The 24,758-nt window shown below is 58.4% G+C and carries 22 protein-coding genes and 1 tRNA gene; all 23 read left to right on the top strand.

Annotated elements, in window-relative coordinates; translation table 11 throughout:
* Positions 1 to 390: 390 nt before the first annotated feature.
* The 23 genes from ybaK to ACKXF7_RS15005 all read left to right on the top strand — a co-directional run bounded on the left by ybaK (position 391) and on the right by ACKXF7_RS15005 (position 24,595).
* A complete protein-coding gene (gene ybaK, locus ACKXF7_RS15115) occupies positions 391 to 873 on the top strand; it encodes a Cys-tRNA(Pro) deacylase (protein ID WP_249238283.1) in 483 nt (160 codons plus the stop codon).
* A 571-nt stretch (positions 874 to 1,444) separates the two neighbouring features.
* Positions 1,445 to 1,945: a 5-(carboxyamino)imidazole ribonucleotide mutase gene (purE, locus tag ACKXF7_RS15110; protein ID WP_418265679.1), complete on the top strand. Its 501-nt coding sequence runs from the start codon at positions 1,445 to 1,447 to the stop codon at positions 1,943 to 1,945.
* A gap of 131 nt (positions 1,946 to 2,076) precedes the next feature.
* Positions 2,077 to 3,555 carry an amidophosphoribosyltransferase gene (purF, locus tag ACKXF7_RS15105; RefSeq protein ID WP_423741752.1) on the top strand — a complete coding sequence of 493 codons (1,479 nt, stop codon included), beginning with the start codon at positions 2,077 to 2,079 and terminating at the stop codon, positions 3,553 to 3,555.
* Between the two features lie 4 nt (positions 3,556 to 3,559).
* Positions 3,560 to 4,606, top strand: coding sequence for a phosphoribosylformylglycinamidine cyclo-ligase (gene purM / locus ACKXF7_RS15100; RefSeq protein WP_348583921.1), 1,047 nt, complete (start codon positions 3,560 to 3,562; stop codon positions 4,604 to 4,606).
* A complete protein-coding gene (purN, locus tag ACKXF7_RS15095) occupies positions 4,600 to 5,196 on the top strand; it encodes a phosphoribosylglycinamide formyltransferase (protein WP_339396049.1) in 597 nt (198 codons plus the stop codon). The genes purM and purN overlap by 7 nt, the downstream gene beginning before the upstream one ends.
* A 97-nt stretch (positions 5,197 to 5,293) precedes the next feature.
* A complete protein-coding gene (locus ACKXF7_RS15090; RefSeq protein WP_339396048.1) occupies positions 5,294 to 6,094 on the top strand; it encodes an IMP cyclohydrolase in 801 nt (266 codons plus the stop codon).
* A gap of 33 nt (positions 6,095 to 6,127) precedes the next feature.
* Entirely contained in the window at positions 6,128 to 7,309 is a 1,182-nt protein-coding gene (locus ACKXF7_RS15085; protein WP_249238289.1) for a phosphoribosylaminoimidazolecarboxamide formyltransferase, read from the top strand.
* A gap of 146 nt (positions 7,310 to 7,455) precedes the next feature.
* A complete protein-coding gene (purD, locus tag ACKXF7_RS15080; protein ID WP_423741751.1) occupies positions 7,456 to 8,760 on the top strand; it encodes a phosphoribosylamine--glycine ligase in 1,305 nt (434 codons plus the stop codon).
* 202 nt (positions 8,761 to 8,962) lie between these two features.
* Positions 8,963 to 12,655: a phosphoribosylformylglycinamidine synthase gene (locus ACKXF7_RS15075; RefSeq protein WP_423741750.1), complete on the top strand. Its 3,693-nt coding sequence runs from the start codon at positions 8,963 to 8,965 to the stop codon at positions 12,653 to 12,655.
* A gap of 140 nt (positions 12,656 to 12,795) precedes the next feature.
* A complete protein-coding gene (gene purB, locus ACKXF7_RS15070) occupies positions 12,796 to 14,241 on the top strand; it encodes an adenylosuccinate lyase (RefSeq protein WP_120120281.1) in 1,446 nt (481 codons plus the stop codon).
* Between the two features lie 255 nt (positions 14,242 to 14,496).
* Positions 14,497 to 15,198, top strand: a complete 702-nt coding sequence (locus ACKXF7_RS15065) for a pseudouridine synthase (RefSeq protein ID WP_249238293.1) — start codon at positions 14,497 to 14,499, stop codon at positions 15,196 to 15,198.
* Between the two features lie 264 nt (positions 15,199 to 15,462).
* Positions 15,463 to 16,548, top strand: a complete 1,086-nt coding sequence (locus ACKXF7_RS15060; RefSeq protein WP_005944450.1) for a PucR family transcriptional regulator — start codon at positions 15,463 to 15,465, stop codon at positions 16,546 to 16,548.
* A 108-nt stretch (positions 16,549 to 16,656) separates the two neighbouring features.
* Positions 16,657 to 17,424: a cell division ATP-binding protein FtsE gene (gene ftsE / locus ACKXF7_RS15055; RefSeq protein WP_423741749.1), complete on the top strand. Its 768-nt coding sequence runs from the start codon at positions 16,657 to 16,659 to the stop codon at positions 17,422 to 17,424.
* Entirely contained in the window at positions 17,421 to 18,329 is a 909-nt protein-coding gene (locus ACKXF7_RS15050) for a cell division protein FtsX (protein WP_423741748.1), read from the top strand. The genes ftsE and ACKXF7_RS15050 overlap by 4 nt, the downstream gene beginning before the upstream one ends.
* Positions 18,330 to 18,345: 16 nt before the next feature.
* Positions 18,346 to 19,662: a murein hydrolase activator EnvC family protein gene (locus ACKXF7_RS15045; RefSeq protein WP_348583907.1), complete on the top strand. Its 1,317-nt coding sequence runs from the start codon at positions 18,346 to 18,348 to the stop codon at positions 19,660 to 19,662.
* Positions 19,663 to 19,813: 151 nt separating this feature from the next.
* The gene (locus ACKXF7_RS15040; protein ID WP_423741747.1) at positions 19,814 to 21,175 is read left to right on the top strand and encodes a S41 family peptidase; all 1,362 of its coding nucleotides are present in this window, start codon (positions 19,814 to 19,816) and stop codon (positions 21,173 to 21,175) included.
* Between the two features lie 278 nt (positions 21,176 to 21,453).
* Positions 21,454 to 22,308: a 16S rRNA (adenine(1518)-N(6)/adenine(1519)-N(6))-dimethyltransferase RsmA gene (gene rsmA, locus ACKXF7_RS15035; RefSeq protein ID WP_339396039.1), complete on the top strand. Its 855-nt coding sequence runs from the start codon at positions 21,454 to 21,456 to the stop codon at positions 22,306 to 22,308.
* A 569-nt stretch (positions 22,309 to 22,877) separates the two neighbouring features.
* Positions 22,878 to 23,135 carry a hypothetical protein gene (locus ACKXF7_RS15030; RefSeq protein WP_348583901.1) on the top strand — a complete coding sequence of 86 codons (258 nt, stop codon included), beginning with the start codon at positions 22,878 to 22,880 and terminating at the stop codon, positions 23,133 to 23,135.
* Positions 23,136 to 23,317: 182 nt separating this feature from the next.
* Entirely contained in the window at positions 23,318 to 23,650 is a 333-nt protein-coding gene (locus ACKXF7_RS15025; RefSeq protein WP_423741746.1) for a hypothetical protein, read from the top strand.
* A gap of 185 nt (positions 23,651 to 23,835) precedes the next feature.
* A complete protein-coding gene (locus ACKXF7_RS15020) occupies positions 23,836 to 24,039 on the top strand; it encodes a hypothetical protein (RefSeq protein ID WP_348583896.1) in 204 nt (67 codons plus the stop codon).
* A 59-nt stretch (positions 24,040 to 24,098) separates the two neighbouring features.
* Positions 24,099 to 24,248, top strand: coding sequence for a hypothetical protein (locus tag ACKXF7_RS15015; RefSeq protein WP_348583895.1), 150 nt, complete (start codon positions 24,099 to 24,101; stop codon positions 24,246 to 24,248).
* A 73-nt stretch (positions 24,249 to 24,321) separates the two neighbouring features.
* A tRNA-Trp gene (locus ACKXF7_RS15010) sits at positions 24,322 to 24,398 on the top strand.
* 59 nt (positions 24,399 to 24,457) lie between these two features.
* A complete protein-coding gene (locus tag ACKXF7_RS15005) occupies positions 24,458 to 24,595 on the top strand; it encodes a phage holin (protein WP_348583893.1) in 138 nt (45 codons plus the stop codon).
* Positions 24,596 to 24,758 lie beyond the last annotated feature (163 nt).

Here is a 24,758-nt window from a genome sequence, read left to right as displayed (position 1 = left end):
TCTGAAGTGTGTGACGCTATGATATCACTTCAGGAAACTGAAGTCAAGAGAAATTTTGAAATTTTATGGAGAAAGTGGTAGAATAAAAAAGAACCCTCTCAGTCATTGCTGCGCAATGACACTTGCCGGGTTGCGGCTCCCAGCAATCACTTCGTGCAAAAATGCACTCGTGCTTTGCTGGCCGCTGCCCCAACAACAACTCCCTGTATCCGCCACTGGCGGCGGTCGTTGTTGTTGCTCCCGAAGGGTGAGTTTTTTACTGCTTTCCATGGGGCATTGCTTTACGGTGAAAGAGAATCTGCCAGTTACCGCGCATAAGCTCCCCCCTTTCGGGGGAGCTGGACGCGAAGCGGCCTGAGAGGGTTCAATACAAGCAAAGGGGATTCAAATATGGGAAAAGAAGCAAAAACCAATGCCATGCGCATTCTGGAACGTGAAAAGGTACCCTACACCGCCCACGAGTACGCCCACGAAGAGGGCGTGGCTGTGGACGGCGTGACCGTGGCAGCCAGCATGGGCGAGGACCCGGCATGCGTGTACAAAACGCTGGTAACGCAGGGAGCCAGCAAAAACTATTTCGTCTTCGTCATTCCGGTGGCAGCGGAGCTGGATCTGAAGGCCGCCGCCCGCAGTGTGGGCGAAAAGAGCGTGGCGATGATCCATGTGGCCGATATCAACAAGGTCACCGGCTATGTGCGGGGCGGCTGCAGCCCGGTGGGTATGAAAAAACAGTACAAGACCGTGTTTGACGAGAGCGTGCTGACACAGCAAAAGGTATATGTCTCCGGCGGCCGCATCGGCACACAGGTGTGCTGTGCCCCGGCAGACCTTATCCGCGCAGCACGGGCGGCAACTGCAAAGATCATCTTCTGAGGATGAACCCTCTCAGGCGCTGACGCGCCAGCTCTCCCGAAAGGCGAGCTTTATGTGCTGTGAAGAAAATCGAACCTTCTGATTGGAGGAGCTTTTGAACTTTGCGGAGATGAGAGGGCAAAAAGTCTGTCTATTATGCAGAAGTTTGCACAAACTTCTTTACCTAAAATATACCTAAACTATAAGTCATACTTAGAAAGAAAAACAATGTCGAAACTGCACAAAACTTTTGAAAGTTTTTTGGCGGCATGAAAACACAAGGTAGAATTTATGGAAACGCCCTTTTCAAAGCGTTTCTTTTGCCGTAAACTGTATGTAGTACAGGGACGGATGGCCCGCAGAAAGGGCTTTTGCCGTCCCTGAAAAAACGCAGGCACAAAGAGTTGCGGAGGAAAACTTCAATGATGAAGATGCTGGCCGGTCTCATGAGTCAGAACAACATTCATGCAAGTCAGGGGCATCGTGCAGCTTTGTGCGGCGTGTGGGAAAAGCGTATGCAGAAATAAAGGCGGTGGTACGGGGGTACCACAGCCTTTTTTGTTTGTCGGGATCAAGAAAGAGAGGTTTGGATATGGTTCGTAAAGTGGCTGTGATCATGGGTTCGGATAGTGACTGGCCGGTGGTGAAGGGAGCCTGCGCTCAGCTCAAGGCGCTGGAGATCCCGTTTGAGGCCCACATCCTTTCGGCGCACCGCACTCCTGCCGAGGCGGCAGAGTTTGCAAAGAACGCCCGCGCTGAGGGCTTTGGTGTGATCCTGTGCGCGGCAGGCATGGCGGCCCATCTGGCCGGTGCCTTTGCGGCCAACACCACCCTGCCGGTGATCGGCATTCCCATGAAGGGCGGTGCCATGGATGGTCTGGATGCACTGCTTGCCACGGTCCAGATGCCCAGCGGCATCCCGGTGGCAACGGTGGCTCTGAACGGTGCTAAGAACGCCGCATGGCTGGCAGCGGAAATTCTGGCTTTGAGCGATGACGCTCTGGCCGAAAAGCTGGCTGCAGAGCGCACCGCCATGGCTGCACAGATCGCCGCCAAAGAGGAAAAATTGCAGAACGAACTGAACGAGCTGTAAGACGCGGACCCTCTCCGTCACGCCTGCGGCGTGCCACCTCTCCCGAAGGGCGAGGTCTTACGCCATCTGACGGGAAAGCTGGCATTGCGGAGCAATGATTGAGAGGGTTTCAGAGCGAAAAAGGAGAACCAATGTCTGATTTTTCATATCCACTGCATGAAGAATGCGGTGTTTTCGGCATCTATGACCGTGCCGGTACCGAGGATGTGGCCGCTGCCGCCTACTCGGCCCTGTATGCTCTGCAGCACCGTGGTCAGGAGAGCTGCGGCATCGCTGTGAACGATGACGGCGTCATTGTCGGCCACCGCGACCTCGGCCTTGTGAACGAGGTGTTCACCCCGGCAGTGCTGGCAAGTCTGGCAAACCCCAGTGCGCACATGGCCACCGGTCATGTGCGCTACGCTACGGCAGGCAGCCGTGTGCGGGCCAATGCACAGCCCATGATCGTCCGGCACGGCCGCGGCACCATGGCCCTGTGCCACAACGGCAACCTGACCAATGCCATTGAACTGCGCCGCCAGCTGGAAAACGAGGGTGCCATCTTCCACGGCTCCTCCGATACCGAGGTGATCTGCTACCTGATCACCCGCAACCGCCTGCGCATGGGCAGCATCGAGACCGCCATCAGCAAGACGATGGATGTGCTGGAGGGTGCTTACAGTCTGGTGATCATGTCGGCCACCAAGCTCATTGCAGTGCGCGACCCCCGCGGTTACCGGCCCCTGTGCATCGGCACCCTGCCCGGCGGCGGCTACGTGTTTGCCAGCGAGAGCTGTGCACTGGACGCTGCCGGTGCCACCCTGCTGCGGGACGTGGAGCCCGGCGAGATCGTGGTGGCAGACGCAAAAACCGGTGAGCTGCGCAGCATCAAGGATCACTGCGGACGCCCGGACACCCAGATGTGCGTGTTCGAGTTCATCTATTTCTCCCGCCCGGACAGCATCATCGAGGGCAGCTCGGTGCACGAGGCCCGCAAGCAGGCAGGCCGGTTCCTTGCACAGGAACACCCCGTGGAAGCGGACGTGGTCATCGGCGTGCCGGATTCCGGTCTGGATGCAGCGCTCGGCTACTCGCAGGAGAGCGGCATCCCCTATGGCATCGGCTTTATTAAGAATAAGTACATCGGCCGCACCTTCATTCAGGGCAGCCAGAAGCAGCGCGAGAACAGCGTGCGCATCAAGCTGAACGTCGTTTCCAGCACGGTCAAGGGCAAGCGGGTGGTGCTGGTGGATGACTCCATCGTGCGCGGCACCACCTCTGCCCGCATCATCAAGCTGCTGCGGGACGCCGGTGCCGCCGAGGTGCACTTTATGGTGTCGGCCCCGCCGTTCAAGTACCCCTGCTACTTCGGCACCGATATCCCGGACCAGAAGCTGCTGGTCGCCACGGGCCGCACCGTGGAGCAGATCAATGAGGTCATCGGGGCCGATACACTGGGCTATCTGTCCACCGAGCATGTGGTACAGCTGGCCCAAAACACAAAATGCGGATTCTGCACCGCCTGCTTTACCGGCGAATACGCCGTAAGGCCGGACGAGGTGCTTTCCACCGATATTCACGAACGCCACCTGAACGACCGTCCCAAGGACGAGAAAAAATTAGGAGAGTAAGACCATGGAAAAGAGCTATTCTGAAAGCTACGCAGCCGCCGGTGTGGACATCACCGCAGGCTACCGCTCCGTTGAACTGATGAAGCAGTATGTGGCCCGTACCATGAACGAGCATTGCATCGGAGGCTTGGGCGGCTTTGGTGGTCTGTTCGAGCTGGACTGCACCGGTTATAAGCACCCGGTGCTGATCTCCGGCACCGATGGCGTGGGCACCAAGCTGAAGATCGCCATGATCATGGACAGGCACGATACCATCGGCATCGACTGCGTGGCCATGTGCGTCAACGATGTGATCTGCGCCGGTGCAAAGCCGCTGGTGTTCCTGGATTACATCGCCTGCGGCCGCAACATTCCCGAGAAGATCGCCGAGATCGTCAAGGGCGTGGCCGAGGGCTGCGTGCAGGCCGACTGCTCTCTGGTGGGCGGCGAGACTGCCGAGCACCCGGGCATGATGCCGGAGGAGGAGTACGATCTGGCCGGCTTCACCGTGGGTGTTGTGGATAAGGAAAAGATCCTCAGCAACGAGACCATGGCAGCCGGTGATGTGATCATCGCCCTGCCTTCCACCGGTGTGCACTCCAACGGCTTCTCACTGGTGCGCAAGATCTTTGACATTGACGCAAACCCCGATGTGCTGCACACCAAGCCGGAAGAGCTGGGCGGCAAGACCCTCGGCGAGGCCCTGCTGGCCCCCACCAAGATCTACGTAAAGCCTGTGCTGAAGGTACTGGAAGAGGTGGATGTGAAGGGCATTTCCCACATCACCGGCGGCGGCTTCTATGAGAACATCCCCCGCAGCCTGAAAAAGGGCTGCTGCGCACGCATCAACAAGGCAGATGTCCGTACCCCGGCGCTGTTCCAGCTGATGCAGAAGACCGGCAACATCTCCGAGCATGACATGTTCAACACCTTCAACATGGGCGTGGGCATGGTGCTCACCGTTCCCGCAGAGCAGGCCGATAAGGCACTGGAGATCCTGCACGCAAACGGCGAGCCGGAAGCTTACCGTCTGGGCGTCATTGCAGAAGGTGAGGGCGTGGAGCTGTGCTGAACATTGCAGTTTTAGTCTCCGGCGGCGGCACCAATCTGCAGGCTCTGCTGGACAGCGAAGCCCGGGGCGAGAACCCCAACGGCAGAATCACCCTCGTGGTGGCCTCCAAGCCCGGTGTCTATGCGCTGGAACGGGCCGCAAAGGCCGGTGTGGAAGGCTGCGTGGTGCGCCGCAAGGATTACGAGAACAGTGAAGATTTCGACGCAGCTCTGCTGAAAACGTTGAAAGACCACAACATCGATCTGGTGGTGCTGGCAGGCTTTCTGTCCGTGCTGGGGCCCAGTGTCATTGAAGCGTATCCCCGCCGCATTCTGAATGTGCACCCGGCACTCATCCCGTCTTTCTGCGGGCCCGGCATGTACGGCCTGCGTCCGCATGAGGCGGCTCTGGCCCGGGGCTGCAAGGTGACCGGTGCCACCGTCCACTTCGTGAACGAAGAGTGCGACGGCGGGCCCATCCTGCTGCAGAAGGCCGTGGACATCCTGCCCGGCGACACCCCCGAGGTGCTGCAGAAGCGTGTGATGGAGCAGGCCGAATGGAAGCTGCTGCCCAAGGCGGTGGCTATGATCTGTAACGGTGAAGTGGAGTAAAAACTCCTTCCGTCACGCCTGACGGCGTGCCACCTCCCTCAAGGAGGGAGCTGTCGCCGCAGGCGACTGGGGGAGTTCCGTAATAGGAGAATTTGACATGGAAAAGATCAACCTGAACGAGTATCTGGCATCCAACGAGTACCCCGGCCGCGGCATTGCTGTGGCAATGGCTCCGGATGGCCGACAGATGTTCATTGGCTACTTTATCATGGGCCGCAGCGAGAACAGCCGCAACCGCGTGTTTGACCCCGTGCCCGAGCGCGGCGGCATCTGCACCATCGCAGCGGACCCCGCAAAGCTGGAGGACCCCAGCCTGATCATTTACAATCCGGTGCTGACGCTGGGCAAGACCCATATCGTGACCAACGGCGACCAGACTGACACCATCTATGACCTGATGAGTCAGGGAAAGAGCTTTGCCGATGCCCTGCGCACCCGCACCTTTGAGCCGGACGGCCCCAACTATACCCCCCGCATCTCCGCTGTGGTGTATGCCGACGGCAGCTACCAGATGAGCATTCTCAAGTCTGCGGACGGCAATGGCGACAGCGTGCAGCGCTATTTCTTTGATTACCCCCAGCCCGTTGCAGGCGAAGGCCATTTCATCAGCACCTACAAGCACAATGGAAATCCCATCCCCAGCTTTGAGGGCGAGCCGCTGCGCTTTGCCTGCCCCCGCACCATCGGCGATTTTGCCCACGATCTGTGGAGCAGCCTGAATCTGGACAACAAGGTGAGCCTGTTTGCCCGGGTCATCGATCTGGAAACCGGCGAGAGCGGCGATATGATCTTTAATAAATATGACCCGGTGTGCAGCGATCTGGACGACCCCGAGGAGCCGGAGCTGCTGCCCGAGGAGCTGGAACTGCTCAAAAAGCTTGACGCTGAGGAAGAATAAGAGTAAACCTTAGGATATAAGGAGGATGCACCAATGAACGAACTGGCACTGAAGTACGGCTGCAACCCCAACCAGAAGCCCAGCCGCATTTATATGGAAGATGGTTCTGACCTGCCGGTGACCGTGCTGAACGGCAAGCCCGGCTACATCAATTTTCTGGATGCCCTCAACTCCATCCAGCTGGTCAAGGAGCTGAAAGCTGCCTGCGGTCTGCCCGCAGCAGCTTCCTTCAAGCACGTTTCCCCGGCGGGCGCGGCTCTGGGCCTGCCGCTCACCGATGTGGAACGCAAAATGTACCACATTGCCCCGGATATGGAGCTGTCTCCGCTGGCAAATGCCTACGCCCGTGCACGCGGTGCCGACCGCATGTCCTCCTTTGGCGACTGGATCGCCCTGTCCGACATCTGCGATGTGCCCACCGCAAAGCTGATCCAGCACGAGGTGTCCGATGGCATCATTGCCCCGGGCTACGAGCCGGAGGCACTGGCCATCCTGTCCGGCAAGAAGAAGGGCAACTACAACGTGGTTGCCATCGACCCCGCCTACAAGCCCGCTCCCATCGAGCATAAGCAGGTGTACGGCATCACCTTTGAGCAGGGCCGCAACGAGCTGGTCATCAACGCCGACACCATGCTGAATAACTGGGTCACCGAGAACAAGGACGTGACCGAGGAGCAGAAGCGTGATTTGGTCATTGCCCTCATCACCCTGAAGTACACCCAGTCCAACAGCGTGTGCTACACCTATCATGGTCAGACCATCGGTGTGGGCGCAGGCCAGCAGAGCCGCATCCACTGCACCCGTCTGGCAGGCCAGAAGGCCGACAACTGGCAGCTGCGCCACATGGACAAGGTACTCAACCTGCCCTTCCGCGATGATGTGGCAAAGCCCAACCGCGACAACGCCATTGATGTTTACATCGGCGATACGCCGGAGGATGTCATCGGTGATGACGTCTGGGCAGAGACCTTCACCGAGCAGCCCGCGCCCCTGACCGCAGAGGAAAAGAAGGCATATCTCAGCAAGGTGACCGGTGTGTGCCTTGGCTCGGATGCATTCTTCCCCTTCGGCGACAACATCGAGCGCGCCCGCCGCTCCGGCGTCACTGCCATCGTGCAGCCCGGCGGCTCCATCCGTGACCAGCAGGTCATCGACACCTGCAACAAGTACGGCATCGCAATGGCCTTCTGCGGCCTGCGGCTGTTCCATCACTGATAGTACGGCACAGCGGAAGCTTCCTCCTCGGACACGAATCGGGCCATTCCATCGCCCGCCCTGCCGCCTGCAGCGGCAGGGTCCCACCCCAGCGGACGGTCCTCGGAGAAACTTTCGCCGTGCCGATGCATAGAGAAGGTGCAATTATGAAGAAAAAAATCCTGGTTGTCGGCGGCGGCGGCCGCGAGCACGCCATCATCAAGGCACTGAAAAAGAGCCCTGACTGCGGCGAGATCTGGTGCGCACCCGGCAACGGCGGCATCAGCTATGACGCAAAGTGCAAAAACATCAAGTCTACCGATGTGGATACCATGGTGGGCTTTGCCGTAGAAGAAAAGTTCGATTACGTTGTGGTGGCGCAGGACGACCCCCTGGCCCTCGGCATGGTGGACGCGCTGGCAGCAGTGGGCATCCCGGCCTTTGGCCCGGACAAAGCTGCAGCCCGCATTGAGGCCTCCAAGGTGTTCTCCAAGGACCTGATGAAGAAGTACGGCATCCCCACCGCAAAGTACGAGGCTTTCGATGATCCTGCAAAGGTCATGGACTATATCCGCGCCGAGGGCAAGTACCCGGTGGTCATCAAGGCCGACGGTCTGGCACTGGGCAAGGGCGTGCTGATCTGCGAAAACGAGCAGCAGGCTGCCGAGGGCGTCAAGGAGATCATGCTGGACAAGAAGTTCGGCGCTTCCGGCAACCATGTGGTGGTGGAAGAGTTCCTCACCGGCCCGGAGGTCAGCGTGCTGAGCTTTACGGACGGCAAGGTGGTCAAGCCCATGGTGTCCAGCATGGACCACAAGCGCGCCAACGACCACGACACCGGCCTGAACACCGGCGGCATGGGCACCATTGCTCCCAACCCCTATTACACCCCGGAAGTGGCTGCCGAATGCATGGAGAAAATTTTCCTGCCCACCATCAAGGCCATGAACGCCGAGGGCTGCCCCTTCAAAGGCTGCCTGTACTTCGGCCTGATGCTCACCCCGGACGGCCCCAAGGTCATCGAGTACAACTGCCGCTTTGGTGACCCGGAGACGCAGGTGGTGCTGCCCCTGCTGGAAGGCGACCTGCTGCACATCATGCAGGCCTGCACAAACGGCACGCTGGAAAACGAGGAGGTCAAGTTCTCGGACGGCGCTGCCGCCTGCGTCATTCTGGCTTCCGGCGGCTACCCGGTGGCTTACGAGAAGGGCAAGCCCATCACCGGCCTTGTGGACGGCCAGCTGCCCGGCGAGGAGAATGTGACGGTCTACCACTCCGGCACTGCCATCACCGAGGACGGCACCCTTGTCACGGCCGGCGGCCGTGTGCTGGGTGTCACCGCCACCGGCCCGCGCCTGACCAATGCGTTGAGCCATGCCTATGAGGCAGCAGAGAAGATCAGCTTTGAAAAGCTGCACAAGCGCAGCGATATCGGCCTGCGCGCCCTGAAGGCACTGGCAGAGAAGCAGTAAGAAAGAAAACCCTCTCAGTCGCCTGGCGGCGACAGCTCCCCCGAAGGGGGAACTTTATGCGGGAAAATGGGTAAGCCTGTGCTTTCCATCGAACGCGGTACTCTCCGCCAGCAGAAAAAGCTCCCCCTTTCGGGGGAGCTGGCACGGCGCAAGCCGTGACTGAGAGGGTCGGTTCAAAGAATACAAAGGGGGAACCTACCCAATGGTCTATCGTATTTATGTGGAAAAAAAGCCCGGCTTCGATGTGGAAGCCACCGGCCTGAAAAATGAACTCACCAGCCTGCTGGGCATCAAGGAACTGTCCGGCCTGCGTCTGCTGAACCGTTACGACGTGGAAGGCATCGACGAAGAACTGTTCAACCAGTGCGCAGACACCGTGTTCAGCGAGCCGCCGGTGGATAACACCTATGCCGAGCTGCCCGTCAGCGATGGCGTGTCCTTTGCGGTGGAATATCTGCCCGGCCAGTTCGACCAGCGCGCAGACTCTGCTGCCGAGTGCATCCAGCTCATCAGTCAGGGCGAGCGCCCGCTGGTGCGCTCTGCCCGCGTCTATCTGCTGGAGGGTGCCCTGACCGATGAGCAGGTGGCCGAGATCAAGAAATACGTCATCAACCCGGTGGAGGCCCGCGAGGCTTCGCTGGACACCAAGCAGACCCTGAAAATGGAGTACCCCGTGCCCGCCCCGGTCAAGGTGCTGGAGGGCTTCAACCAGCTGGACGAAGAGCAGCTGAAAAAGTTCATTGCGGACAACGGCCTTGCCATGGACCTTGGTGATATCGAGTTCTGCCAGAAGTATTTCCGCTCGGAGCACCGTGACCCCACCATCACCGAGATCAAGATGATCGACACCTACTGGTCCGATCACTGCCGCCACACCACCTTCGGCACCATTCTGGACGATGTGCAGATCGACGATGCCGTGGTGCAGAAGGCCTTTGACCGCTACATGGCCATGCGCGCCGATCTGGGCCGGGAGAACAAGCCCCGCTGCATGATGGATCTTGCCACCATCGGCGCCAAGGAGCTGAAGAAGCAGGGCATCCTGAAAAATCTGGACGAGTCCGACGAGATCAACGCCTGCACCGTCAAGATCAAGTGCGATGTGAACGGCAAGGACGAGGACTGGCTGTTCCTGTTCAAGAACGAGACCCACAACCACCCCACCGAGATCGAGCCCTTCGGTGGTGCGGCTACCTGCATCGGCGGTGCCATCCGTGACCCGCTGTCCGGCCGCAGCTACGTCTATCAGGCCATGCGCGTTACCGGCGCAGGCGACCCGCTCAAGCCGGTCAGTGAGACGTTGCCCGGCAAGCTGCCCCAGCGCAAGCTGGTGACCACTGCTGCCGCAGGCTATTCCTCCTACGGCAACCAGATCGGTCTTGCTACCGGTCAGGTGGATGAGATCTACCACCCCGGCTATGTGGCAAAGCGCATGGAGATCGGCGCCGTTGTAGGCGCTACCCCCGCTTCCCACGTCCGCCGCGAGTGCCCCGCCCCCGGCGATATCATCGTGCTGCTGGGCGGCCGCACCGGCCGTGATGGTGTGGGCGGTGCTACCGGCTCCTCCAAGGCCCACAAGCTGGACAGCCTTGAGCACTGCGGTGCCGAGGTGCAGAAGGGCAATGCTCCCATCGAGCGCAAGCTGCAGCGTCTGTTCCGCCGCGAGGACGCCTGCAGGATGATCAAGCGCTGCAACGACTTTGGTGCAGGCGGTGTGTCCGTTGCCATCGGTGAGCTGGCCGACGGCCTGTACATCGACCTGAACAAGGTCACCAAGAAGTACGAGGGTCTGGACGGCACCGAGCTGGCCATCAGCGAGAGCCAGGAGCGCATGGCTGTGGCGCTGGCCCCCGAGGACGTGGACAAGTTCATTGCCCTCGCCAACGAAGAGAACCTTGAGGCCACTCCTGTGGCAAAGGTGACGGCTGAGCCCCGCCTGAACATGGTGTGGAACGGCATGTCCATTGTGAACATCAGCCGTGAGTTCCTGAACTCCAACGGTGCCGAGAAGCACCAGAAGGTCCATGTGGAAAAGGCCACGGTCTGGCAGCCCCAGTGGGAGGGCCTGACCTTCAGCCAGAAGATGAAGAACATGGTGGGCGATTTGAACGTCTGCAGCAAGAAGGGCCTGTCTGAGCGGTTCGACTCCACCATTGGTGCTGCCACCGTGCTCATGCCCTTTGGCGGTGCCTATCAGCTGACCCCGCAGAACGCCATGGTGGCAAAGCTGCCGGTGGACGGCGAGACCAGCACCTGCTCCGGCATGGCATGGGGCTTCAACCCCTTCCTGATGAGCGCAGACCAGTACAAGGGTGCTCAGATGGCTGTCATCGAGAGCGTTACCAAGCTGGTGGCCTCCGGCTTCCGCTATGAGGATGCTTACCTCACCTTCCAGGAATATTTCGAGCGTCTGGGCACCGCCCCGGAGCGCTGGGGCAAGCCGCTGGCCGCTCTGCTGGGTGCACTGGATGCTCAGATGGGCCTGGGCATTGCATCCATCGGCGGCAAGGACAGTATGTCCGGCTCCTTTGAAAAGCTGGATGTGCCTCCCACGCTGGTCTCCTTCGCCACCGCCATCGGCAAGGCAAACAAGGTGGTGTCCACCGAATTCAAAAAGCCGGAGAGCACCGTTGTGCTGGTACGGCCCATCATCGACCCCGAGACCGGCTGCCCCAACTTCTTCTCCCTGAAGGCCAACTACAAGATGGTGGAGGACATGATCGAAGAGGGTATGGTGGCATCCGCCTGCTCTGTGGGCTACGGCGGCATTGCCGAGGCTCTGTTCAAGATGGGCCTTGGCAACCACATCGGCTTCAAGATGCGTGCGGATAAGACCACCCATGAGATGTTCCAGCCCATGTACGGCTCCATCGTTCTGGAAATGGTGTCGGATTCTCCCGCCGGTGAGATCCTGGGCGAGACCACCAAGGAATACGTCTTTGAAGCCTGCGGCGAAAAGCTGGATATGGCCCAGCTGCAGGAGATCTGGGAAGGCAAGCTGGAGCCGGTGTACCCCTACCGCAAGGCAGGCCCCACTGTGGAAAAGATCAACGGCAGCCTGACCGCACCCGCCGCACCCAAGATCGGCGTGGCAAAGCCCAAGGTCATCATTCCGGTGTTCCCGGGCACCAACTGCGAGTACGACACCGCCAAGGCCTTTGCCCGCGCTGGTGCCGACCCGGAGATCCTGGTCATCCGCAACCTGACCCCCGCCGACGTGGCCGAGAGCTGCAAGGCACTGGTCAAGGCCATCGATAACAGCCAGATCGTCATGCTGCCCGGCGGCTTCTCCGGCGGCGACGAGCCGGACGGCAGTGCAAAGTTCATTGCTTCCTTCTTCCGCAATCCGGAGGTCACCGAGGCGGTGCGCCGTCTGCTGCAGCAGCGCGACGGCCTGATGCTGGGCATCTGCAACGGCTTCCAGGCTCTCATCAAGCTGGGTCTGGTCCCCTACGGCGATATCCGCCCCATCACTCCCTATGACCCCACCCTGACCTTCAACACCATTGGCCGCCACCAGAGCATGCTGGTGCGCACCCGCATTGCATCCACCGGCAGCCCGTGGCTCTCCAAGTGCGAGGTGGGCGAACAGTTCACCGTTGCCATCAGCCATGGCGAGGGCCGTTTCGTGGCTCCGCAGGAAGTGCTGGACACCCTCATGAAGAACGGCCAGATCGCCACCCAGTATGTGGACATCGAGGGCGATCCCACCATGGATCAGAGTTATAACCCCAACGGTTCTGTGCTGGCAATCGAAGGCATCACCAGCCCGGATGGCCGTGTGTTCGGCAAGATGGGCCACTCGGAGCGCAGCGGCGAGTACCTGTACAAGAACGTTACCGGTGACAAATATCAGCCGATCTTTGAGGGCGGCGTGGACTATTTCAAGATTTGATGGTAGAATAGAGAAAAACTCCTTCCGTCATCGCTGACGCGATGCCACCTCCCTTGGAGAGGGAGGCTGAAAGGCCCCCTCCCCGAGGGGGCTGTCGCCGGAAGGCGACTGGGGGAGTCACTTTCAGGAGGAAATAACCAATGTCTCAGCATGATCGTTATATCAGCCCCTTTTCCACCCGCTATTCCTCGGACGAGATGCAGTATATCTTCTCGGACGACAACAAGTTCCGCACATGGCGCCGCCTGTGGGTGGCGCTGGCCCGGGCCGAAATGGAGCAGGGCCTGACCAACATCACCCCCGATATGGTGGCCGAGCTGGAAGCCCATGTGGACGATATCAACTATGAAGTGGCCATTGAGCGCGAAAAGCTGGTGCGCCACGACGTGATGAGCCATGTTTACGCCTACGGCCAGCAGTGCCCCAAGGCAGCCGGCATCATCCATCTGGGTGCCACCAGCTGCTACGTGGGCGACAACACCGACATCATCGTGATGCGTCAGGGTCTGGAGCTGGTGCGCAAAAAGCTGATCGGTGTGCTGGCAAAGCTGGGCCGCTTCGCTGAGGAATACAAGGACATGCCCTGCATGGCCTACACCCACTGCCAGCCTGCTCAGCCCACCACCGTGGGCAAGCGCGCCACCCTGTGGGCCAACGAGCTGGTGATGGATCTGCAGGAGATCGACCACCGTCTTGCCGTTCTGCAGCTGCGCGGCGTCAAGGGCACCACCGGCACGCAGGCTTCCTTTATGGAGCTGTTCAAGGGCGACGCCGATAAGATCCGCGCCGTGGATGCTTCCATCGCCAGGGAGATGGGCTTTGCGCCCGAAGCGGTCATCCCCGTGTCCGGCCAGACCTACAGCCGCAAGGTGGACGCATTCATCCTGAATGCACTGGCCGGCATTGGCCAGAGCTGCATGAAGTTTGCCACCGACCTGCGCCTGCTGGCTAACTTCAAGGAGATGGAAGAGCCGTTTGAAAAGAACCAGATCGGTTCTTCCGCCATGCCCTACAAGCGCAACCCCATGCGCTGTGAGCGCATCTGCGCGCTGAGCCGTTATCTGATGGTGGATGTGCTGAACCCCAGCTTTACCACCGGCACCCAGTGGTTTGAGCGCACGCTGGACGACAGCGCCAACAAGCGTGTCGCCATGGCTGAGGGCTTCCTTGCCACCGACGCTATCCTGAACATCATGCTCAACGTCACCGACGGCATCGTGGTGTACCCCAAGGTGGTGCGCAGCCGTCTGATGGCAGAGCTGCCCTTCATGGCCAGCGAGAACATCATGATGCAGGCTGTGGAAAAGGGCGGCAACCGTCAGGAGCTGCACGAGCGCCTGCGTCAGCACGCCATCGCCGCCGGTAAGCAGGTCAAGGAAGAGGGCCTGCCCAACGATATGGTGGACCGCATCGCTGCCGACCCCGCCTTTGGCCTGACCCGCGAGGAGATCGTGGCGGGCCTTGTGCCGGAAAACTTTGTGGGCCGTGCACCGCAGCAGGTGGAGGAGTTCATCGCCAATGTGCTCAAGCCCATCTTCGATGCCAACCCCGATGCCGTGGAGCAGCACGCATCCTTGAGCGTGTAATAGGGCAGGCCATCAGGGAGCTTTCTCCGCGAACAGCCTGGGACTCCAGTCCCGCCCTACCGCCTGCGGCGGCAGGGTCCCATCCCCCCCCCAGGACATTTGCTGGAGAAACTTCCTGCCGTCCTGCCGGGGAGCTGCAGTAAATATTAAAAGGTCGTCGCCGAAAGGCGGCGGCCTTTTTTGATGCCTGTCCCCCTTGAGAAAAATCCGCTGTCATGCTACACTGGGAGCATCATCAACAAAGGAGAACCGCATATGCGATTGGATAAATACTTAGCCGAGACGGCCCAGTGCACCCGTAGCGAGGCCAAGGCGCTGCTTTCCAAAGGGCGGGTGCAGGTGAACGGTGCTGTCTGCAAAAAAGGGGACACCCAGCTCAGGGAAACCGATACGGTGGCCGTGGACGGCAAAGCCCTGAATTACCAGCAGTTTGTGTACCTGATGCTCAACAAGCCCGAGGGAGTGGTGAGCGCTTCCACGGACAAGCGGGACACCACCGTGGTGGATCTGGTGGGGGACGCCTACCCGCGGCGGCAGCTGTTTCCGGCGGGGCGGCTGGACAAGACCAGCACCGGCTTTGTGCTGCTGACCGATGACGGCACCTTTGCCCACGAGATCCTTGCTCCAAAGCGCCACGTCTCCAAGACCTACACCGTGGTGCTGGACACGCCGCTGACCGAGGAGATGCGCACCGGCTTTGCCGCCGGGGTCACGCTGGCGGACGGCACAGCGCTTTCGCCTGCGGAGGTCACGGCCCTTTCTGCCGACGGCCTGACCGTGCGGGTGGTGCTGCGGCAGGGGGTCTACCACCAGATCAAGCGGATGTTCGGCGTGTACGGCGCAGGTGTGAACGGCCTGCACCGGGACGCCATCGGCGGCCTTGCGCTGGATGCGGCCCTTGCACCGGGGCAGTGGCGGGAGCTTTCTGCCGAAGAAGTGTCAAAAATTACCATCTGAGAGGGCGCGCTTTTCACCCGGATTTCAAAAAAGCAACACATTTTGCCGGTAAAATAGAGGCCAGAACCACGCAAAAAGGCACTTTTTTGGCTTGAAAAACCCCTGAGAGATAATATTCACAAGAAAAAACTATCTTTTTTGTTGAAATATGTTGCAAAAGTAAATTCTTTTGTGTAAAACATAAAATGTAATGCAGCTAAATTGTTGAAAATCACGACCGGCTGCCGCTGCGGTTTGCACAAACGAGGAAAAGGGGTATCCATTATGGCCAATAGAGTATTTCAAAGCGTGATCTACCAGATGAAAGATGCGATCAACCGGGTGGTCGGCGTGGTGGATGAGACCGGCGCTGTCATTTCCTGCTCGGAGCTGAACCTGATCGGCGAGGTGCGCGAGGGCTTCATGGCAGAGCGCCTGACGGCGGGGGACCGCTTCGTGCGCGATGGCTACACCTATCAGCAGTTCTCCAGCGCCAAGCATAACGATTATGCAGTGTTCGTGGAGGGCGTGGACGAGACGGCTGGTCAGTTTGCCGCCATGCTGTCCATCAGCCTGCAGAGCATCAAGCAGTACCACGATGAGAAGTTCGATAAGTCCAACTTCATCAAGAATGTGGTGCTGGATAATATCCTGCCCGGCGATATCTATGCCAAGGCCCGTGAGCTGCACTTTGCCACCGATGTTTCCCGCGTGGTGTTCATCGTGCGCGTGACTTCCGGCGGCGACATCTCCGCCTATGATGTGGTCAGCAGCCTGTTCCCGGATAAGCAGAAGGACTTTGTGTTCAACATCAGTGAGACGGATACGGTGCTGGTGAAGGAGATCCGTAAGGGCATCGACCGCACGGATATGGAAAAGCTGGCTGCCAGCATCGTGGATACCCTGTCCGGCGAGCACTACATCAAGGCTGTGGTGGGCATCGGCACCCCCATTTCCAACGTGAAGGATCTGGCTACCTCCTTCAAGGAAGCACAGATCGCCATGGAAGTGAGCAAGGTGTTCGACACCGAAAAGCAAATCATCCGCTACGATAATCTGGGCATTGCACGCCTGATCTATCAGCTGCCCACCACCGTGTGCGAGATGTTCCTGCGTGAGGTGTTCAAGCAGGGCAGCATCGAGAGCCTGGATCAGGAGACCCTGTTCACCATCCAGCGTTTCTTTGAGAACAACCTGAATGTGTCGGAAACCAGCCGCGGCCTGTTCGTGCACCGCAACACGCTGGTGTATCGTCTGGAAAAGATCAAAAAGCTGACTGGCCTGGATCTGCGTGAGTTCGACGATGCTATCGTCTTCAAGGTAGCATTGATGGTCAAAAAGTACCTGTCCAACAATCCGGCCAAATACTAATAGGCTGCAGGCTCTGCCTGCGGTGCAGAACCGGCCGCTCGCAACCGATGCTGGCCGGTTCTTTTTGCTGTGAAAACAGATTTTAATGTCAGGAGCTAATATTACCCTATGATCGATTTAGAACACGTTTCCAAGGAATATAAACGGGGCGGACCGCTTGCACTGGACGACATCAGCCTCCATGTGGACGATGGCGAGTTCGTGTTCCTGCTGGGCCATTCCGGCGCAGGCAAATCCACCCTGCTCAAGCTGCTGCTGCGCGAGGAGTTGCCCAGCGAAGGCAAGGTGACTGTGCTGGGCAAGGATGTTGCCCGGCTGCGCCGCCATCAGGTGCCGTATCTGCGCCGTCAGATGGGCATTATCTTTCAGGATTTCCGCCTGATCCCCACCATGACCGTGTACGAGAACATCGCTTTTGCCATGCACGTCACCAATGTCAAGAGCAAGGAGATCCGTGACCGTGTGGAGTACATGCTGGAACTGGTGCATCTGGAGGATAAGGCCAAGGCTTATCCGGACACCCTTTCCGGCGGCGAACAGCAGCGCGTGGCTGTGGCCCGTGCACTTGCCCACGGCCCCAAGCTGGTCATTGCGGACGAGCCCACCGGTAACATCGACCCGGAGCTGAGTCTGGAAATGATGGAGCTGCTGGAGCGGGTGAGCGAAATGGGCATCACCGTTGTGGTCGTCACCCATGAACACGAGCTGGTGCGTCAGTTCCATCAGCGGGTCGTTACCCTGAAAAAGGGCCGCATCATTTCGGACGTGCCTGCCGACAAGGAAGCCATCCGGGAGCGGGCAGAGCGCCGGGAGCGCCTGTTTGAGACCGAGCTGGAACCGAAAAACACTGCAGAAAAGGAGGCGGCCACCGTATGATGAGACCTTCTACCTTCTTTTTCTTGGTCCGGCGCGGCGTGTGCAATCTGGGCAAGCACTGGGCCATGACCTGTGTGTGCATCCTGTCCCTCAGCGTCTGTATGACCCTGAACACCTTTGCAAGCCTTGCAGAGGTGAACGTGGACAGCATGGTCAACTATCTGGGCAGCCAGAACGAGACCGTGGTCTACCTGGACCCGGAGTGCGACGATGCCACCGCTCAGGCTGTGGGCGAAAAGCTGTCTGCCATGCCCGGCGTGACCAATGTGCAGTTCGTCTCCAAGCAGGACGTGCTGAACACCTACCGCAATTACATGGAAGATTACTCCTCCCTGTGGGACGAGTTTGAAAATGACAACCCCTTCAAGGCAAACTACCGCGTCTCCATCGCAGACCTGAGCCAGATGGAGGAAATGAGCAAGAAGATGCAGGCCATCCAAGGGGTATACAGCGTGACCGCTCCCGTGGAAATGACCAATGTCTTTGTGCAGGTGCAGCGCTCTGTTACCAAAGTGGGCCGCGGTATCGTGCTGGTGCTGATGGTGGTCAGCATCATCACCGTGGGCAGCACCATCCGCCTGAGCGTGTTTGCCCGCCGCCGCGAGATCGAGATTATGAAGTATGTGGGCGCCACCAACAGCCTTGTCACCCTGCCCTTCTTTGTGGAGGGTCTGGCCATGGGCCTGATCTCCGGTGTGCTCACTGCAGCGATTAGTCTGGGCGGCTACTCCTATATGGTGCAGGCCTCCGATGGTCTGGGCGGCGTATGGGAAATGATCATGGGTCAGGCTCTTGTGCCGGTGAGCGCCGTCTGGTCCACCATCATCCCGTACAGCCTCATCGGCGGTGCTGTTGTGGGTGGTCTGGGCAGCATGTTCTCCATCCGCAAACACCTGAATGTATGATGGAAAGGAGCCGCACATGAAAAAAGCACTTCATGCAAAGCCCTTCCGGCTTCAACTGCCCGGCTACACGCCGCGCCATGCCCGGCCGGAGCCTGCCCGCAGTAAGCTGCTGCGGGGCGTCAGCCTGTGTCTGGCGGCCGCGTGCCTTGTGGCAAGCGTAAGCTTTCACCCGGCCACGGCAGCCACCAGTATGGCCAGCCTGCAGAACAAGCTGAACAGCCTTTCCAAATCCATCGACCAGCACAAAAAGGAGCTTTCGGACGCAAAGAAAAAGGAAACTGCGGCAAAGGCGCTGGAAAGTGAGCTGAAGGAGCGCGTGGGCGTCATTCAGTCTCAGATCGGTGTGCTGAGCACCCAGATTGCGGCGGTGCAGAACAGCATCGGCCAGACCGAGCAGAAGATCAGCGCCAAGGAAGCGGAGATCACCCAGAAGCAGACCGAGATCGACGGCCAGTGGGACGATTTCAAAAAGCATATGGCGGCGATGCAGGAGCTGCGCGATGGCGGCAGTGTGGCCATGCTGAGCGCGGTGAACGACCTGTATGAGCTGCTGACCTTCAACGAGGTCATGCAGGATATCTCCATCAAAGATACCGAGATCATGGACAATATGAAGGCCGCCAAGAGCGCTCTGGAAGCAGATAAGGTGGAGCTGGAAGCCCAGCGCAAGGAGCTGAAGGGCCAGAAGGCAGAGCTGGATACCCAGAACTACCAGATGAAGGCCAAGCAGAGCGAGCTGAACAGCAGCATCTCTGCGGCACAGCTCTCTGCACAGGACGCCCAGAAGGCCCAGAAGGCAGCGCAGGCGGCCATTGAATCGGACGAGCTGAACTATGAGGCAGTCAAAAAAGAGATCCAGAAGTCGATCGCAGCGGCTGCATCCAGTAAGCCGCAGCTGAGCTTTACCGGCTTTGCCTGCCCGCTGAAGAGCTATACCCGCGTTTCCAGCGAGTACGGCTGGCGTAAGAATCCGGTGTCCGGCGTCAACAGGCTGCATGCCGGCATCGATCTGGCGGCCCCGGGCGGTACGCCCATCTACGCAGCCGCCAGCGGCTATGTGCAGGTGGCAGGCTGGTCCAGCGGCGGCTATGGCAACTATGTCATCATCTATCACGGCAGCATGTCGGACGGCAATGCCTACAGCACCCTGTACGGCCATATGAGGTCGGTCGCCACCAGCGCAGGCAAGTATGTCAAGCAGGGCGAGCTGATCGGCTACGTTGGCTCTACCGGCAACTCTACCGGCAACCACCTGCATCTGGAGGTCTGGAAGGGCGGCAAAAAGGCCAATGCGGTCAATCCGCGCGGTTATATCCCGTTCCCGCACAACTGAGTGTATTTATAAGGAGTCTGGTATTCTATGAACGAACAAAAACATAAGCGTTTGCTGCGCATCGGCTGCCTTTTGCTGGCAGGCGTGTTTGCACTTTCGCTGCTGGGCAGTGTGCTGATGATGCTGCTGTTCTGACAGGAGGGAGCAAGGCATGAACCGTAAGATCTCTGTAGGCATGGCCGTCACCATTGTGATCCTGGCTATGACCGTGACCTTTTCCATCACCATGCTGATCGCCATGCGGCTGTTTGACAGCACTGTCAGCAGCGTGAAGGAAAAGGAGAGCATGTACAACAAGGTGGCCGAGGTGGACCGCTATGTGCGCAGCAACGACTACTATCCCATCGACGAAACGGTGCTGTATGACCGCCTGACGGCTGGCTACCTGCTGGGCACGGGCGACAAGTACGCCCGCTACTACAGCGCCATCGCTTACACGGAGCTGATGAATCAGCAGAGCGGCAAGGTGATGGGCATTGGAGTGGAGCTGGGCATCGACCAGACCGGCTACGCAAAGGTGACCAAGGTCTACGAGGACTCGCCTGCACAGGAGGCCGGCATCGTGGCAGGGGACTACATCACCGCCATTGATGGCACCGAGGTGAAGAGCCTTTCCGGCGTGGACGCTGTGCAGGCCCGCCTGCAGGGCGAAGCCGGCACGACCGTCAATGTGACATGGCTCAACAGCGAAGCGGCCTCCAAAACGGCAGACCTGACCCACTCCGGCTATACCAGCACCACCGTGGATTATCAGATGCTGGACAGCGTGGGCTACATCAGGATCCGCCAGTTCGACGGCAGCACGCCCAGTGAACTGGATTATGCCATTCGTTCCCTGACCGCCAGCGGGGCGCAGAGCTTTGTGTTCGACCTGCGCGACAACGGCGGCGGCGTGCTGGATGATGCCGTCAGCTGCATCGACCTGATCGCTCCGGAGGGCACGGTGGCTTATGCTGAGGATAAGAACGGCAACCGCACGATCATTGGCAGCAGTGATAACGAGAGCAGGGTAGACCTGCCCATCGTCTGTCTGGTGAACGGGAACACCGCCAGCGCAGCAGAGCTGTTTGCCGCCAGCCTGCACACCATGAACGGTGCACGTCTGGTGGGCACCACCACCATGGGCAAGGGCACCATCCAGAGCAGCCCGCAGCGCCTTTCGGACGGCAGTGCGGTGAGCATCACGGTGGCAAAGCTCATCTGTGGCGACGGCTCCTGCTTTGACGGCACCGGTCTGAGTGTGGATGTGGAAAAGGCTCTGACCGCAGAAGAGACCACCAACTTCTATGATTACACCCCGGAGACCGACCCGCAGATCCAGCGTGCGGTCAGCGCAGCACAGCAGCTGAGCGGTACCACGACTCTGGGCGGCGTCAACGACGCGGCTTCCTCGGCGGCTGCATCCGAATCTGCGGACAGCGCCGCTGCTGAGCCGGAGAACGCGTCCTCTGAAGAAACGGCTTCTTCTGCCCAAGCGGAAACAAGCAGTGAAGCTGCGTCCAGTGCGGAGTAAAAGATAAAACCGGCAGAAATGCTGCATGGGCTTCTTCTTGTAAAAAAGTAACCCGGTTTATTGCAGTGCTGTTTGCCGTACCGACTCCTCACGCGAAAAAGCGTTTTGGAGCGCCCCGCAGCGCTCCCGTTTACCGTACCGACCCCTTCTCGTGAAAATGCAACCCAGCCAGACCTGCGGGTCTGGCTGGGTTGCCATATTATAATAATATTTCCGCTGAATATGCCCAAAGCGACGCGGAGGGCATTCAAATCGTACTATGAAAAAGGATGGAATCTATGCCCGAACTGACCGACCTCTCGGTGATCCGTGCCCTGTGCGAAAAATATGATTTTGCACTCTCCAAGGGTTTTGGACAGAATTTTATCATCAACCCGGGTCTGCCGCCCAAGATCGTGGATGCCAGCGGCGTAGATCGGCGCTATGGCGTCATTGAGATCGGCCCCGGCATCGGCGTGCTGACCCGGGAACTGGCAAAGCGTGCTGCCAAGGTGGTGTCCATCGAGGTGGACGAACGCCTGCCGCCGCTGCTGGCCGAAACGATGGCTGGAGTGGACAATTTCAAGCTGGTATTACAGGATGTACTGAAAGTGGATCTGAAGGCGCTCATTGCAGAAGAGTTTCCCGGAATGCCGGTGGCGGTGTGTGCCAACCTGCCGTATTACATCACCAGCCCCATCGTCATGAAGCTGCTGGGCGATCGTCTGCCCATCGAGAGCCTGACCGTTATGGTGCAGAAGGAAGCCGCAGACCGTCTGGCTGCTGCGCCCGGTACCCGGGCCTCCAGCGCCATCAGCTGCGCCGTAAGCTACTACGCAACCTCCAAAATGATGTTCACTGCCGCGCCCGGCAGCTTTTACCCGGCACCCAAAGTGACCAGCGCTGTGGTGCGCATGGAGATCCGTCCGCAGCCCGCCGTGCAGGTGGAGGACGAAGAAGGCTACTTTGCACTGGTGCGCGCCGCCTTTGGTCAGCGCCGCAAGACCGCCGCCAACGCCATTGCCAGTGGTCTGGGGATGCCCAAGGACGCAGTGACTGCCGCCATTGAAGCTGCGGGGTTTGACGCCCGCATCCGCCCGGAGGCTCTCACGTTGGAGGATTTTGCCAAGATCCAGCAGGCTCTTGCCCGCTGACCCCGCCGACGTCCCGCCCGTTTCAAGGTGAAGCCTGTCTCTTACGCGATTACCGAACCACCATCCACCCGGACGGTGGTTTTTGTTTGCGCATTTTTCATGGATATCACGAGCCGCGCATCTAAAAAAGCCCCGCAGGGGCTTTTTTGCCCGCCGGACCATTCGGCGGGCCTTACGAGTTGCGCTTGCCGCTTTTTCTGCAGCCCCCTTGGCAGGGCTTTGAAAAAGCGGAGCGCTGCCCCAGCCTCGCCTCCCTGTTTCCGCCGCAGGCGGCGGTCGGCTCCGCTGTTGTTCGAATCCACCCGCCCAGTGAGTCTGACTTTGCAGTAAAACAAAAACCTCAGCGTACTTTCATACGTTGAGGTTTTTTGGTGGGCGCGGGTGGATTCGAACGAGCCTGGCTATTATCTGTGCAAATTTTCAGCAGAAAAAAGCACAGAAATCATGCGATTTTTCTGAGTTTTACTGTTCTGCGCAAAGCGTTGCTTACCCGGATTGAGCCAAAAAAGTGGGTTGCAAAGTGGGTTATTTGAAAATCCGGGATTGATGTTGAAGATCTTTCTAAAATCGTGTATGATGATAGTACCTATACACAAGCGGTTTATCTCCTTCAGAACAGCAAATTCATATCTGAGTATCAGGGACGGCTATATGAATCTCCCACGGATGGAATTTTTAAAGCCGGAACGATGCAGATCAATGAAGATATGCTGAAGGAATATTTCAGTGAAGGGTATCGCGCTTTTTATCAGGAGCCCTCTGCCCTGAAAGAGAAGGATCCGCAGCTCTATCATTTTATCGAGGGATTGAAAAATGACCAAAAGTGAAGTGCTACAGCTTGATGAGCCCTCTGCAATCTGGAACGAAATGCAAAAGAATCCGGCATTGCGAACAGAGGGGGATGCCTGGCTGCACATGACCTGCCTGTCAGCCAAGCAAGACAGACAGCGGTCTCAGGAAGCATATCTGTATATACAGCAGCTTGAACACAAAGGCGAAACCTGTTACAATGCAGTCAATCGCAAATGTTAAGGCATTCAGCTGTGACACGCTGGATGCCGCCGGGCAGCAGCAGTTGAAAAATGCCCACAAGCGCCTTCTCATGGTCGCTTCAAAGCAACCGGAAAATGTTGAAGTGGGAAGGGTGTTCGACATCAAGATGAAGCCGCTGACGAAGGATATCATCGGGCCCGCTCGTGGCGGAAGCGTGAAACCTCCAAAAACAGCGGTTCCGCATATCTTCATTCACACCCATCCCGATTGCAGTATTTTTTTCGCAGGGCGATTTGTACAACTTCGCACACGACGATTCTATAAAACTTCTGACCGCAGTTGGTCATAACGGGCACATTTACGCGATTGAGAAAACATCAGAGTATGATTCGAATACAATCAAGGCTATTTCTTCCCGGCTTTTCACAAAAGTAAATGCATTGAGTGACATTCCAAGGGAACAATTGCCTGACGAACAACTGCTTCAGGAAGCCGAATCCATAATTCATGATTCAATCAAGGAGATGAAAAAATATGGCATCCGGTTCTATGAGTGATTATTTCACACCAGAAGTAATTAAAGAGCTTCAAGAAACATTGCTGAAACATCCAATTGACCACTCGTATGATGAAGCATGTGAAGCATACGACAATGATGTTCCGCCTGAGCAACTTGCATCGCGCTGTGCCTATGATGCATTGAAAGGGATTGGCAAGCTCCCGCCCGGCATCGAATAACCTTAACCACCATCCACCCGGACGGTGGTTTTCTTTTGCCCATTTTTAGGAGGCACGCTATGGTTACTACAGTTCTTATCACTCTGATGATCCTCGCCCTGCTTGAGATCATTCTTCTGAACGGTGCCCGGCTGTTCTTCATGATTGCATCCGCCGTGCAGCAGGCGCAGGACGACAAATACACGCCGCACCCGCACCCCAAAAAGTAAGCTTTCATTCACGGAAATGCCCCATTTTAACCACTATGTGCCCCGAAAAAAGGCTTCATAGTGGTTTTTTCATGCCGTTTTAGCTCATGTTGGAAGAGCGCCGGTCTCCAAAACCGGAAGCGGCAGGTTCGAGCCCTGTAAACGGTTCCATGCGGCGGGCGGCGCGTACTCCGCCTTGTCCCGTGCGGAAAGAGAACCGCGATAAGCCCGTGCTGCCCATCGAGAGCCAGATCGTGGAGCAGCTGGTCACCGCCAGTATCACCACCGTTGCCGCGCTGGTCGCGTGGTGGAAGAACAACAGCTTCCCCCCGCAGCCCTTCAGGCAGACCAGACCTACGACAAGCTGAAGGCACAGGGGAAGTAAGCCGCCCAGTCCAAAACGGCCATACATAGCATCAGCCCCGGGGAGCCTGACGGTTCCTCGGGGCTGTTTTTGTTTGTATGACGTATTGAGACATAAAACGACATATTTCGGCGTATTTGATGTGTTTTGAAAACTTTTCGGTTAGA

Source organism: Faecalibacterium sp. 7 (assembly GCF_049562865.1).
Classification (GTDB): domain Bacteria; phylum Bacillota; class Clostridia; order Oscillospirales; family Ruminococcaceae; genus Faecalibacterium; species Faecalibacterium wellingii.
This window is presented reverse-complemented; position numbering and strand designations above follow the sequence as displayed.

Coding starts and splice junctions, on each gene's coding strand:
- ybaK (WP_249238283.1), top strand. CDS start 391: ATGGGAAAAGAAGCAAAAACCAATGCCATGCGCATTCTGGAACGTGAA.
- purE (WP_418265679.1), top strand. CDS start 1,445: ATGGTTCGTAAAGTGGCTGTGATCATGGGTTCGGATAGTGACTGGCCG.
- purF (WP_423741752.1), top strand. CDS start 2,077: ATGTCTGATTTTTCATATCCACTGCATGAAGAATGCGGTGTTTTCGGC.
- purM (WP_348583921.1), top strand. CDS start 3,560: ATGGAAAAGAGCTATTCTGAAAGCTACGCAGCCGCCGGTGTGGACATC.
- ACKXF7_RS15090 (WP_339396048.1), top strand. CDS start 5,294: ATGGAAAAGATCAACCTGAACGAGTATCTGGCATCCAACGAGTACCCC.
- ACKXF7_RS15085 (WP_249238289.1), top strand. CDS start 6,128: ATGAACGAACTGGCACTGAAGTACGGCTGCAACCCCAACCAGAAGCCC.
- purD (WP_423741751.1), top strand. CDS start 7,456: ATGAAGAAAAAAATCCTGGTTGTCGGCGGCGGCGGCCGCGAGCACGCC.
- ACKXF7_RS15075 (WP_423741750.1), top strand. CDS start 8,963: ATGGTCTATCGTATTTATGTGGAAAAAAAGCCCGGCTTCGATGTGGAA.
- purB (WP_120120281.1), top strand. CDS start 12,796: ATGTCTCAGCATGATCGTTATATCAGCCCCTTTTCCACCCGCTATTCC.
- ACKXF7_RS15065 (WP_249238293.1), top strand. CDS start 14,497: ATGCGATTGGATAAATACTTAGCCGAGACGGCCCAGTGCACCCGTAGC.
- ACKXF7_RS15060 (WP_005944450.1), top strand. CDS start 15,463: ATGGCCAATAGAGTATTTCAAAGCGTGATCTACCAGATGAAAGATGCG.
- ftsE (WP_423741749.1), top strand. CDS start 16,657: ATGATCGATTTAGAACACGTTTCCAAGGAATATAAACGGGGCGGACCG.
- ACKXF7_RS15050 (WP_423741748.1), top strand. CDS start 17,421: ATGATGAGACCTTCTACCTTCTTTTTCTTGGTCCGGCGCGGCGTGTGC.
- ACKXF7_RS15045 (WP_348583907.1), top strand. CDS start 18,346: ATGAAAAAAGCACTTCATGCAAAGCCCTTCCGGCTTCAACTGCCCGGC.
- ACKXF7_RS15040 (WP_423741747.1), top strand. CDS start 19,814: ATGAACCGTAAGATCTCTGTAGGCATGGCCGTCACCATTGTGATCCTG.
- rsmA (WP_339396039.1), top strand. CDS start 21,454: ATGCCCGAACTGACCGACCTCTCGGTGATCCGTGCCCTGTGCGAAAAA.
- ACKXF7_RS15025 (WP_423741746.1), top strand. CDS start 23,318: ATGCAGTCAATCGCAAATGTTAAGGCATTCAGCTGTGACACGCTGGAT.
- ACKXF7_RS15020 (WP_348583896.1), top strand. CDS start 23,836: ATGGCATCCGGTTCTATGAGTGATTATTTCACACCAGAAGTAATTAAA.
- ACKXF7_RS15015 (WP_348583895.1), top strand. CDS start 24,099: ATGGTTACTACAGTTCTTATCACTCTGATGATCCTCGCCCTGCTTGAG.